This window comes from Dyadobacter sp. HNCC25DJ184, assembly GCF_056895215.1.
This window is the reverse complement of record NZ_JBXHAQ010000012.1, coordinates 71,585-84,175: the sequence shown is the minus strand read 5'-3', so window position 1 is coordinate 84,175 and position 12,591 is coordinate 71,585. Positions and strand designations below refer to the sequence as shown.

11 protein-coding genes are annotated in these 12,591 nt (G+C 43.3%); 6 read left to right on the top strand and 5 right to left on the bottom strand.

The window, feature by feature from the left end:
- Window positions 1-4: 4 nt before the first annotated feature.
- The 3 genes from AC1XUD_RS18110 to AC1XUD_RS18100 form a co-directional block, all read right to left on the bottom strand.
- On the bottom strand, window positions 5-556 hold the full coding sequence (locus AC1XUD_RS18110; protein WP_483362452.1) for a cupin domain-containing protein: 552 nt from the start codon (window positions 554-556) through the stop codon (window positions 5-7).
- A gap of 239 nt (window positions 557-795) precedes the next feature.
- The gene (locus AC1XUD_RS18105; protein ID WP_483362451.1) at window positions 796-1,668 is read right to left on the bottom strand and encodes a c-type cytochrome; all 873 of its coding nucleotides are present in this window, start codon (window positions 1,666-1,668) and stop codon (window positions 796-798) included.
- Window positions 1,669-1,890: 222 nt separating this feature from the next.
- A complete protein-coding gene (locus AC1XUD_RS18100) occupies window positions 1,891-2,763 on the bottom strand; it encodes an AraC family transcriptional regulator (protein WP_483362450.1) in 873 nt (290 codons plus the stop codon).
- Window positions 2,764-2,999: 236 nt separating this feature from the next.
- Between AC1XUD_RS18100 and AC1XUD_RS18095 the strand changes: the two genes are divergently transcribed.
- The 3 genes from AC1XUD_RS18095 to AC1XUD_RS18085 all read left to right on the top strand — a co-directional run bounded on the left by AC1XUD_RS18095 (window position 3,000) and on the right by AC1XUD_RS18085 (window position 7,591).
- Window positions 3,000-4,016 (top strand): zinc-binding alcohol dehydrogenase family protein, encoded by a 1,017-nt coding sequence (locus AC1XUD_RS18095; protein WP_483362449.1) that lies wholly within the window; start codon window positions 3,000-3,002, stop codon window positions 4,014-4,016.
- A 36-nt stretch (window positions 4,017-4,052) separates the two neighbouring features.
- Window positions 4,053-6,575, top strand: a complete 2,523-nt coding sequence (locus AC1XUD_RS18090) for a glycoside hydrolase family 95 protein (protein ID WP_483362448.1) — start codon at window positions 4,053-4,055, stop codon at window positions 6,573-6,575.
- Window positions 6,576-6,829: 254 nt separating this feature from the next.
- The gene (locus AC1XUD_RS18085; RefSeq protein WP_483362447.1) at window positions 6,830-7,591 is read left to right on the top strand and encodes an SGNH/GDSL hydrolase family protein; all 762 of its coding nucleotides are present in this window, start codon (window positions 6,830-6,832) and stop codon (window positions 7,589-7,591) included.
- A gap of 25 nt (window positions 7,592-7,616) precedes the next feature.
- Here the strand turns inward: AC1XUD_RS18085 and AC1XUD_RS18080 are convergent, their stop codons facing one another.
- Together AC1XUD_RS18080 and AC1XUD_RS18075 are read right to left on the bottom strand one after the other, a co-directional pair.
- The gene (locus tag AC1XUD_RS18080; protein ID WP_483362446.1) at window positions 7,617-8,780 is read right to left on the bottom strand and encodes a sialidase family protein; all 1,164 of its coding nucleotides are present in this window, start codon (window positions 8,778-8,780) and stop codon (window positions 7,617-7,619) included.
- Window positions 8,781-8,912: 132 nt separating this feature from the next.
- A complete protein-coding gene (locus tag AC1XUD_RS18075) occupies window positions 8,913-9,500 on the bottom strand; it encodes a hypothetical protein (RefSeq protein ID WP_483362445.1) in 588 nt (195 codons plus the stop codon).
- A 229-nt stretch (window positions 9,501-9,729) separates the two neighbouring features.
- On the opposite strand from AC1XUD_RS18075, the gene AC1XUD_RS18070 reads away from it, so the two are divergent.
- The 3 genes from AC1XUD_RS18070 to AC1XUD_RS18060 are packed head-to-tail and all read left to right on the top strand — an operon-like array spanning window position 9,730 to window position 12,579.
- Window positions 9,730-10,833, top strand: coding sequence for a serine hydrolase domain-containing protein (locus AC1XUD_RS18070; protein ID WP_483362444.1), 1,104 nt, complete (start codon window positions 9,730-9,732; stop codon window positions 10,831-10,833).
- Complete coding sequence (locus AC1XUD_RS18065; protein ID WP_483362443.1) at window positions 10,833-11,918, top strand: sensor histidine kinase; 1,086 nt, start codon at window positions 10,833-10,835, stop codon at window positions 11,916-11,918. Before AC1XUD_RS18070 ends, AC1XUD_RS18065 begins: the two co-directional genes overlap by 1 nt.
- Window positions 11,899-12,579, top strand: coding sequence for a LytR/AlgR family response regulator transcription factor (locus tag AC1XUD_RS18060; protein ID WP_483362442.1), 681 nt, complete (start codon window positions 11,899-11,901; stop codon window positions 12,577-12,579). The genes AC1XUD_RS18065 and AC1XUD_RS18060 overlap by 20 nt, the downstream gene beginning before the upstream one ends.
- The last annotated feature ends 12 nt before the right edge of the window (window positions 12,580-12,591 follow it).

The following is a 12,591-nucleotide window of genomic DNA, read 5'->3' as shown; positions in this document are numbered from 1 at the left end:
TTTTTCAATCAATATACTCCCTATAGGTTGACCTGTATCCTGATATCCGGGCAATTGGGGAAAGTATCGTAAATATGATCTTTTGAACAAAATAGGGCGGATTGGTCAGCCTGAATTCATCTGCAAACTGGTTCGCGAACAAGGCAATCTGCAATAGGTTCGGCATGCCTTCGTCATTGGTCTTTCTATTGGTAGCGATTCCCATCACAGTTTCCAGAAAGTATTCCGTATTCAAGGCGGGCCTTACTTGCCAGTTCACGATCGTGGTCTCATCGGTCTGGTTCCACATGGCGTGCTTCTGACCTTTTGGAATATGGAGCTTTTCTCCAGCGTTCAGTATCCTTAATTTTCCTTCAACAATCACACTGAGTTTGCCTTGAATTATTGTAAAATCTTCTTCCTGATTTGGATGAAAGTGTGCGACGGGTTCTTTAGAATGGGAATAATAGGTCGATTCCATTTCCAGCAGTTTCCCGTTCGTATCTCTCGCTGTTTGCAGAAAAACGATGCTTTGGCCGGTTTTAGGGTTGGAGATTTGTTTGGATTTGTGGGCCATGGGGGAAGGGGAGGAAGGAGGAAGGGATGAAAGGAGGAAGGGTTGAAAGGGTGTAGGGGAGGAAAGGAGGAAGGGATGAACAAAGGGTTAAGGGTAAAATGGTGCAGGGTTAACAGGGGTGCTTTATATCAGAGGATTAACCGTAACTGTTAATGTCACGGTCAATCCTTAGGGTTTGTAGTTTCCAAAGCATTGTCGATGGGTACTGAGGAGTAGTTATCGACAATGGTCATAAAATGTTATTTCAGACTGTGTACATACGCATATACCGCGCTCAGTTCCTGATCGGTGAAGGTGAAGTCTTTCCATGGCATGGCTGGGTTGAGCTGTCTGCCGGCCGGGGTTTTTCCGGTTCTGATGGTAGATACGAAACCTTTTTCATCCCATTTTCCTGGTTCCCCAGTCAATGTGATATCCGGAATAACAGGCTCGTTCGGGCCGTGTGCCGGTGCACCTTTTAATTGCGGCCCATGACAGCCAGTGCATGACATAGCCAGATATTTACCATATTCAGCTGTTGCTTCCACAGCGATCGTGTCTTTGTATACGTGATTGTGATCAATTACTTCGGCGGGAAGTAATGGAAATTCCCCCAAAAATGTCAACACTCTTCCCAGTGGTTTCAGGGTTTTTTTAGGTGTCTCTTTATCCACCGGAGGTCTGGTACTAACATATCCGATGAGTTCGGCGATATCCTGATTCGACATCATATATAACTCCTGCGAAGGCATAAACCAAAGCCCATGGCCGTCTTTTCCCACCCCATGGCGCAATGCTCTGATCCAGTCTTCCTGGGTATAAGAAATACCACCCTTTCCGGAGGTAATATTGCTGCTGTAAAGCAATCCAATAGGTGATTGAGGGTCTGCGAAAGCCCGGCCGCCTGAAAGGTCTACACCGTGGCAACCTTTACAGCCACGGATTTCAGCAATATGTTCTCCGGAAGCAATGGAAGCACTGTCTGTCGGGATTTTAATCGCTTGAATTTTTGTGTCATAGACTTTGTTGATCCGCGATTCTGTATCAAAATAAGCATAGGCGTAAGCCGCCATTAATAAAAGCACTATACAGCCGAGTACAATGCCAGTCCATTTGAGAAGTTTTTTTAACATCGCCATTGATTGAGTAAGGGGGTTATCATTTCAGGATACGGTTGGTTTGAAAATACCTTTCACCTGATTTTGATATACAAAAGTTTAACGGCGGCGAAACTACTTATTGTTTGATAGTCAATCAACTATGACTTATTTAACGGCATGGGAATTTCACCAGCGGTGACTTTTTGTAAGGAATCTGCATTGCCAGACTTTTGGATGGAACGGGCAGTATATAGGTTAATTGCTGACATGGGTCTGCTGATATTGCAGGGGAGTTTTTCCGGTAATACGTTTAAATTTTTTGTAGAAGCAGGTGAAATTGTTAAACCCACTTTCGTAACATATTTGCTTGATAGTCATTGTATTTTTTATCAACATTTTACAGGCATGCCCGATTCGGATTTCGGCCAGAAACTCCGAGTATTGTTTGCCCGTACGCGATTTAAAATAACGACAAAACGAGTTAGCCGACAAGCCAGCCACGGATGCAATTTCCGGTAAAGAGATTTTCTTGTCAAAACGTTTTAAAGTATGATCATATATAGCATTCAGTCGCTGATTTTCAAATTCGGAGGCATTGTATTGAAAACTCATCGATGCCAGAAACTGTTCGTCCGAAATCTGACTGGCCGCGATAAGGCACTCCATCAAAAGTATTAGACGATATGGGCCTTCTGCGACTGCCAGGGCCTTAATTAATGGGGCGATGATTTCTCCGATATCGCCTTTTAGACTCATCCCGCGACGGGCTTTTTCTAACACATTTCTAAATACAGTATTTTCCGGCAATTTTAAAAAAGAGTCTCCCCAGAAATTTTCCGTAAAGTGGATGACCGTTGAATAGGGGTTTTCGATAACCTCATTTTCGGTCGTTTCTTCCTGATCAAAATGCCAGTAATGTGGCAGATCAGCACCCACCAAAACTATATCGCCTGCGCTGAACCGTCGAATATCGTCGCCCACAAACTGAGTTCCGCTCCCTCTGTGAAACTGAATTAATTCCACTTCTTTGTGACAATGCCAACGATTGTTGATATTCGGCCGTAAATCTTGCCTCAAGCTAAATGACCGATTAGGTATGTTCGATACCTGCAGAATTTCGGGTTTCATATTGCTTTTGATATTCGTTGTACCAAATGAAGAATAGATAATGAGCTTAATAAACTAAATTGGATATCCGATAGGCTCCATAGATGCTAATATAGCTTAATACTTGGCTAATATCAGACAGTATTATTTGGGTTATATATTTTCTCTATATCGTTCAAGTTCGGAAATTTGTAGGAATATTAATTGGGTTTTAAGCCATGTTTTAGAATGATGTGCTCGCATCAGACATATTATATATGAAAAAATTAGTTTGCACAACACCAGGCCAGCTTGAATATGGCCAGGACGCTACGCCGGAACTTAGAGCCGGACACGCTATTGTCAAAATCAGGAAAATAGGTATTTGCGGAACAGACCTGCATGCTTTTGAAGGCACACAGCCATTTTTCAGTTATCCCCGAATTTTAGGACACGAGTTGGCAGGGGAGATTGTTGAGATCGATGGGGTGCCAGGGTTTTCGATCGGAGAGGCGGTTACTTTTATTCCGTATTTCAACTGCGGAACCTGTATTGCCTGCCGGAATGAAAAACCGAATTGCTGCACGAGCCTCCAGGTTTTCGGCGTGCATATTGACGGTGGAATGTCAGAATATGTATCCGTTCCTTCCTATTCGTTGGTTCATGGCGATGGCTTGAGTTTCGAAGAACTCGCTCTGGTTGAGCCACTGGCCATCGGTGCGCATGCAATTAGGCGGGCAGGGGCAAATTCCAATGATACGGTATTAGTCGTTGGAGCCGGACCGATTGGGTTGGGCACCATGGAATTCGCAAGAATAGCTGGTTCAAAAGTTATTGCGCTGGATATCAATGATGCTCGTCTTGCTTTTTGCAAAGAAAAGATGAAAGTAGAATACACCGTCAACGCCTTGTCCGACAACGTAATCGAAGCTTTAATGGAGATTACAAATGGAGATATGCCATCAATAGTGATCGATGCTACCGGTAGTTTGAATGCAATTAATACCGCTTTTCAATATATGTCACATGGCGGAAAATATGTACTTGTCGGGCTCCAAAGGGGGGATATCAGTTTCAGTCATCCTGAATTTCACAAAAGAGAAGGTACGCTGATGAGCAGCAGAAATGCTACCCGGGTAGATTTTGAGCATGTCATTAAAAGTGTGAAAAACGGCTTCGTCGACCCAACAGCTTATATAACGCATCGGGTTTCGTTTGATGAAGTGAAGGATAATTTCCAAAGTTGGCTCGATCCGGTAAACGGAGTTATAAAAGCCATGGTTTCAGTTAATTAGTTTCGAAATTAATCCCTAAACACAAAATATATACTGATGTTTTTAGCTAGCATATTAAGAAAAAAATCAACCTCGCTGCTTGTATTGGTGTTTACTGGTTTGTCTGGAATTTCCGGATATGCGCAGCAAGCAGGCGCGATGAAATTGTGGTATAAAAGTCCGGCGACGCAATGGGTGGAAGCCTTGCCGGTAGGAAATGGACATATTGGGGCCATGGTTTTTGGAGGTGTGGAAGAAGAATTGTTGCAATTGAATGAGAGTACTTTATGGTCGGGGGGACCGGTAAAAACGAAAGTAAATCCGGAGTCGCCGACTTACCTTCCACAGCTCCGAGATGCACTTCTGAAGGAAGGCGATTATCAGAAGGCCAATGAGTTAGCAAAAAAAATGCAAGGGCTTTTTACGGAGTCCTATATGCCAATGGGCGATCTCCGAATCAAACAGAATTTCAACGGCGTAAAGCCTTCCGCTTACTATCGCGACTTGGATATCGAAACCGCGACCTCTACCACAAAATTCACTGTTAATGGCGTCAATTATACCCGCGAGGTATTGACTTCCGCTCCTGATAATATCCTGATTGTGAGGTTGTCAGCGTCCAGAGCGGGGTCTTTGAATTTTGATGTGGCAGCAAGTAGTCAATTACGGTTTACAACAGAAACCACGCCAGCAAAAGAACTGATTGTAAGCGGTAAGGCACCTTCACATGTAAACCCAAATTATTTTAATCCAAAGGGGGAGGAGCCAATCATATATGAAGATCCGGCCGGTTGCAATGGAACGCGCTTTCAATTCATAATAAAGGCGGTGAACAAAGGTGGTTCGGTGGCAAGTGACAACTCGGGTATTCATGTCAAGGGCGCCTCGGAAGTGGTTCTCTATCTGTCTGCCGCTACGAGTTTCAATGGCTTTGATAAATGCCCTGATAAGGATGGGCAGGACGAAAAATTGTTGGCAAAAAACTATTTGGATAAAGCCTTAGCAAAAACCTATGTAACAATTCAGAAAGCACATGTGGCCGATTATCAGTCATATTTTAAGCGAATGACGTTGGCTGTAAAAGACACCACACAAAACAATCCCAATAAACTCCTGCCCGCTGACGAGCGCCTAATGGCTTATTCAAAAGGTGATTACGATCCGGGCCTTGAGAATCTCTATTTTCAGTTTGGTCGGTACTTGCTGATATCGTCCTCTCGTCCGGCACAAAATGGAATACCTGCCGGACCTCCGGCAAACCTTCAGGGTATTTGGAATCATGAGCTGCGTCCACCCTGGAGCTCCAATTATACGATCAATATCAATACCCAGATGAATTACTGGCCGGCTGAGGTGGCAAATCTTTCGGAGATGCATTTGCCTCTTTTAAACTGGATCAAGGATTTGTCAAAAACGGGAGCCGTTACTGCCAGAGAATTTTACGGAACGCGTGGGTGGGTTGCGCATCATAACGCGGACATCTGGGGTCTGTCGAACCCCGTGGGGAATGTGGGCAGCGGAGATCCGGTCTGGGCGAACTGGTATATGGGTGGAAACTGGCTTTGCCAGCATTTGTGGGAGCATTACAGCTTCACGGGTGACAAGAAGTTTTTGAAGGAATTTGCATATCCGATCATGAAAGAGGCTGCGTTGTTTAGTCTGGATTGGCTTGTTGAAGACAGGGATGGGTACTTGGTAACAGCACCGTCCACTTCTCCGGAGAATCAATTTCGCGACCTCTCAGGTAAGCAAGCTGCTGTTTCTGTGGCGACTACGATGGATATGTCCATTATTCATAACCTTTTTTCGAATTTGATTGAGGCTGGCGATGTCTTGCAAAATGATCCTGAATTTCAAAAGTTACTGATTGAAAAACGCTCCAAACTTTATCCGTTAAAAATCGGAAGCAAAGGCCAGCTGCAGGAGTGGTACAAGGATTTTGAGGAGACGGACACACTTCATCGCCATGTTTCGCATCTGTTTGGGCTGCATCCTGGCCGGCAGATTTCACAGGATACTCCCGAATTTTTCAGTGCTGCAAAACGGACTTTAGAGAGACGCGGCGACGTGGGCACGGGTTGGAGCAAAGGTTGGAAGATCAACTTTTGGGCAAGACTGCTTGACGGCGATCATGCCTATAAACTGATCCGCCAGTTGATGCAATACACTAACAACATAAAAGGTAGCGTAATGGGCGGCGGAACCTATCCAAATTTCTTTGATGCTCACCCGCCATTTCAGATCGATGGAAATTTTGCGGGTACTGCGGGTATGTCTGAGATGTTGATTCAGAGCCATTTAGGTTATATATCGCTTTTGCCGGCATTGCCATCCATATGGACAGAAGGCAGTGTGAAAGGTCTTCGTGCGAGAGGCGGCTTTGAGGTGAATATGGATTGGAAAAAAGGCAAACTGGTTAATTCTCAGCTAAAGTCGCTAAACGGTGGCGAGTGTGTATTACGAACGAAGGAGTCCATCAAAATCTCGGGTGTGAAGGTGTTGACGGAAAAGACGGATCGTGGTTTTGTAAATACTTTTCTGACTGAAAGAGGCAAGATTTATCAAATCGTCGCGGAGTAAGCTGGTAAAAACGTTTTGCCAACACATCATCAAGAAATTAAGTTTAGAGAGTTGAAGATCAGTGCTTTTTGTGGTTGTAAAGATTTCATATACTGAGGGAAAGGCGTGAAGCTGTCTTTCCCTCAGTATATGAACGGTACCCGTGAATATGTTGTAAAAGATAAAGCCAACCATTATACCATTATTATTGCATCACTAGCAATTTGTGCCAAGCTCATTTAATTTTATCTTGTTTCCTGACTTGAGCCTATCCAATGCATTTATTTTCAAGAAGAAGTTTTCTCAAAACATCAGCGCTTAGCGGACTCGTTGTCACCATATCTGACAGCGAGTTATTTGCAAGCAATATTCCAGAAAAAGGGGCCGCATTTCTTTTTCAAGGCGACTCGATCACAGATGGCAATCGAGGGAGAAATCTGGATCCGAACCATATCATGGGTCACGGATATGCGTATTCGGTAGCGAGCAGGATAGGTGCCGATTTTGCAGACCAGGGTTTCAAATTCTATAACAGGGGTATCAGTGGTAACAAAATTACCGATCTTCAAAAACGCTGGCAGGCCGACACGCTCGACCTTAAACCAAATGTAATCAGTATTTTAGTGGGGGTGAATGACACTGCGGCTACCATCAATAAGCCCGAAGAAGCGACGATGATCGAAACGTTTGAGAGCATATATCGACAGCTTCTCACCGATTGCAAAGCGCAGAATCCCGACATGCTTTTTGTTCTTGGTTTGCCATTTATATATCCTGTTGGGAAAATAAAAGAGAACTGGGAGCAATGGGAGTCAGATTTATCACAGCGTGCGGCCTCGGTTCGAAAATTAGCCACTGAATTTGATGCCGTTTTGCTGGATTATCCCGCCATGTTAGATAAAGTGATTACAACCAACAACATGGAGTATTGGATATGGGACGGTATTCATCCCACCGTTTTCGCGCATGAGCTGATGGCTCGGGAATGGATCAAGCAGGTTTCGGAGCGTTTAACTTTTCTTAAAAAGTATTACTGAGAAAATATTTTGGGATGTACGCGCTTTACCTTTTCCAATCGATTACTTTAAACACAATAGACTGATATCCATTCCTTTCATACAAAATTCCAACGCTGTTTTTGCCTGTCTGAACCAGATCAGAGTAAGCCGTAAAATCTTTTTCTCCATTTGTACTTTTGTCAACCAGGTATGCTTTCGGCCATGTTTTACCATCGTCAAGGCTAATTCGGAGGGTTAAGTTATCTCTGTCTTTTGAATCTGCAGCGTTGGAGAAGGCAAGGATATGATGGTTTTTTGTCTTTCCTATCGTCAGAATACTGCCTTCACAAATTGGATCGGGAAGGTTTTTATCAAAATAAGTGGTGTCCCAGTTTGCTCCGCCATCATTGCTAACCGCAACTATCCGCTCACGAATGTCGCCTTTTTGATTTCGACTGTTGAACATCAACCGTCCTCCCGATATTTCGGTTGCGGTGGACTCGTTAGATCCTTCAATAGGAAGTGTTGCGCTGATTTTAAACGTTTCGCCATGATCGTCCGAATAGAAGCCATGAGCCTGGTAATCGCTGAAATCCTGCTTCGGCGAACCTGCAGAGTGGTTTGCCGGTACGTATATCCTGCCTTTGAATTTTCCTGAGGTAATCTGAGTCGCATGACCCGGCGTATTTGCATAACTCCGCCAATCTTCGGGAAAACGATATGCTGGATTAATATCCGGCTTGTTTGGCCGGTGAGTTTGCGAGGTAATATTAACCTGCTCCGACCACGTAACTCCATCATCAACTGACGTTTTATACCAAACCTCCCTTATTCCGTTGCCTTTTCTGACTTCACCTTCGTGATTGTTTCCCGTATTGAAGAACAGAAATAGCTTCCCTTTTGGGAAAGCCGGATCTGTGACGTCCACAACCGGAGCAGGATTTCCGGCCTGCAAATCTTTGTAATCGACCACAACTTGGATAGCCGACCAGGTTTTTCCACCATCCTTACTGCGTTTCATCACAAGATCAATGTCCCCAAAGTCTGCACCACCCCCAACACGTCCTTCCGCAAAGGCTAGTATATCGCCATTTCCAGCCTTAACAACCGCAGGAATTCGGAAAGTTTTATATCCATCCTGGCCGGAAACGAAAACCGGTGCCTGAGCCGGGCAGATCAGATATGAGCAAGATAAAAGTATGATTATCAAAAAATGGTGGATTTTCATGCGGATGTGTTAAGATTACTAATTTCCTTAGGGTTTGAGAGCTTAAATTATAAAGTATTTCGCACCGTCTGAATACTGCTTTTTTCGTTTGGCGGTTATATTAAAATGGAAGTCTGGACAAACGCTGATGTGTCACATAACCATCGATCTATCATCGGGTATTTTTTCAATATCCGCCAGCATGCACAATACATTTCCTTCGACCGGATGGTATTTTACTTTCAAAATTCTTCCCGGATTTAGCCCATTATAAAGCGCCTCATTAACATCGAAGTATATCAATTTACCGGAAGCCGGATGTAGGACTTTGATAAAATGAGACCGTGGCCTTGGCCCTGTCCGGAAAGAGCGAGGATGAATGATCAGTTCTTTCGACTGTATCGGAACACTGGTTTGCAGCGTCAACGACTTTGGAGGATATAAGATATACTTTCTGATCAATCGGAAAACCTCTGGTACCCATGGCAAGATAAGCCACAAAAGCAAGGGCAACACCAGAAACCGTAATGGCTCGTCGTAAGGTACATGCACAACAACATAATTTTGAAAACTATTGATCACTTCATTCGCCTTATTTGCCTGAAATATTAAACCAAAAAAAGCTGCAAAGAACAAAATTGCACCACAATAAAACAGAACACGATTGATTTGCCTGGCCCTTTTTTCAAGGTTAAAGACAAGGTGATCGGCGTAGTAGGTCGTTTGTTTTGGAGTGGCCATCGGATTGAGCAATGGGTTGATTACCAGTACGAAAAACAGGATTAATATATACCCGGGAAATTGAATTTCACAATTTCAGTAAATAAAATGGGAAGTTTACTTGTCCTCTGTTTTTGATGCAGATATTAATAGCCCTTTCGCCGGGAAATACTTGCCGCTTGCAGAATAGTATGTTTCAGAAACCGGGTTTTTTCCCACTTTTGAGTATGCCAAATCTAATCACCCGATCATGAAAAAACTCATTTTAATTCTATGCCTTTTTGCATGCCATTCAGTTGCTGCGCAGGTAAATTCAAGTGAATCAATAAAGGATAAAACTTATCTTAAAGCAATTCGAATAGCCGAAAAGTACATAGATTCGTTACAGGCAAGACAGGGGATTCCGGGGGTATCGGTTAGTGTCGGTTCGACGAAGAAAATACTATGGGCGGAAGGGTTTGGATATTCAGATCTGGAAGCATTGCTGCCGGTTAGCATCCATTCAAAGTTCCGGATGGGCTCTGTGTCAAAATCGATTACTTCTGTAGCAGTAGGCAAATTGGTCGAGGAGAACAAGCTGGATTTGGATGTGCCTGTCCAACAATATGTTCCTGATTTTCCTCTAAAAAAGTTCAGCTTTACGAGTCGGCAACTTGCTACTCATACCGCCGGCATTCGCCATTATGGCCCAAATGATCCTATCGCTTGCCCTAAAAGATACCGAACTGTACATGAAGGACTTTCGATCTTTGATCAGGATACTTTACTTTTTAAGCCAGGTACTGCCTACAACTATTCCACCTATGGCTATTCACTTTTGAGTGCCGTCATCGAGGGTGCCAGCGGTTCGGACTATCTATCCTATATGCAGGCAAATGTATTTACCCCAATGGAAATGAAGGAAACATCGGCGGATTATAGTGACAGCATTGTGGTGAATCGGGTTCGCTTCTACGAAAAGGGTAAACAGGCGATCGTCAATGCGGCATTGGTCGACAACAGTTATAAATGGGCGGGAGGTGGTCTTTTGTCAACGCCTTCTGATCTGGTGAGAATGGGAGCAGGACTGCTTGGTTATAAGGTACTTACAAAGGAAACGGTAACGCTTCTTTTTACGCCGCAGCTGCTGGCCGATGGGAAGAATACGAACTATGGTTTTGGATGGAGAATAGGCACCGATGATCACGGCAGAAAGATCATTCACCACGGCGGGTTGATCGACGGCGGCCGAACTTTTCTATTACTTTACCCGGATCATGATTTGGTTGTCGCCATTACGGCTAATATGAGCACTGTGAATATCAATTTGCCGGAAGTTGAAAGAATCGCGAACATCTTTTTCAGTGCTAAGTGATGAAAAAATCCATCGTAGTTATGCTGCATAGTGGCTATTGGCTGTTATACTTCTTCCTTTTCACATTCTTGTTTCTTGTTTCCACCACGACGACTCAGGAGGCGTTTGAGAATTGTGAAGATTGGCTGTTGATCATCCTGGTGGCCCTCATTACCGGCATTACCAACTTTTATGCATTCTATTTTTGGCTCGTTCCGAACTATCTGTTTAAAAAACAAAGCACGGGTTTTATCATCCGCAGTTTTGCTTTTTGTCTAATTACCGCCTTGTTCTCGACCGTTTTAATTTCATTATTTTTTACAATACTTCTTTCCGTTTCATTGAATACCGCGCCGGTGTTTCTATTTCTTTCTGCCCGAGACGTAATAATTCTCATTGCCTCATTTTCTTTTTTAGGGCTGATCAACGGAGGAGTCGGCATGGTTATTCGTGGATTTATTGGTTGGTATGACGAACGGTATTTGAAAGAAATGCTCGTCAGTAAAAGTCGACAAACCGAACTTGCACTTCTTAAAGCCCAAATAAATCCGCACTTTCTTTTCAATACTCTGAACAATATCGATGTGTTAATTGAAAAAGATGCGCGAAGAGCGTCGGCATATCTCAACAAATTATCGGATATCATGAGGTTTGTTTTATATGAATCAAAAACCGATACGGTGTTGTTAGTCAAAGAGTTGGAGTATATCAAAAAGTATATCGAACTACAAAAAATCAGAACTTCAAATGAACATTATGTGAATTTTTACGTTGAAGGTGACCCGTACGGGATCATAATTGCCCCGATGATTTTTATTCCATATATTGAAAATGCATTCAAATATGCCGTTAATAAAAAAGTGAAGGATGCTATCAATATCAGGATTTCGATCGATGAAAATAGTGTCCACTTCGAGTGCATGAATGTGATCGAAAGGACAGCCCAAAATGAAGGTGAGTATGGGCTGCTGGGTAATACTTTACTGAAAATTCGACTCGATATTTTATACAATGACCGATATATTCTGAATATCGAAAATGACGGGAAAACTTATCGAGTCAACCTTTTGCTAACCCATCTGATCCATGAATTGCATCATAATTGAGGATGAGCCACTCGCGATGATACGCTTGCAGGATTACGTCGGGAGGCTTCCATTTTTACGATTAGTTCGCAGCTTCGACAACTGTTTAGAGCCTTTGGGGTTGATGAGTCAACAAAAAATCGATCTCATATTTTTAGACGTAGAAATCGACGGTTTCTCAGGAATTCAATTTTTGGAGGCTCTGACCAAACGGCCATCGGTAATTCTGACAACAGCTTTTGACCAATATGCCCTAAAAGCATTTGAGCTAAATGTCACTGACTACCTGTTGAAGCCATATTCCTTCGAGCGTTTTGTACAGGCTGTTGGCCGCGTTCAGGAAAAACAAAAATCAGTTTCGCCTGACGTTTCTAACCCATTCATATTCGTTAAAACGGAATATCGCTTACAGAAAATAAATCTGAATGAAATTCTATATATCGAAGGCATGCGCGATTACCGGCGCTTACATTTGGAAAGCGAAAAAATCATGACACTGGAAACGTTCGGCGACCTGGAACGCAAACTACCGCCGCCACAGTTCTGCAGGGTTCATAAGTCATATATGGTAGCCGTCAATAAAATTGAATCGATTGAACGTGAGAGGATTACGGTTGGAAAAACACTTATCCCTTTGTCTGAAACTTACAGAGGGAGGTTTTATGAATTGATTGGTAAATGACACTTAGCGCAA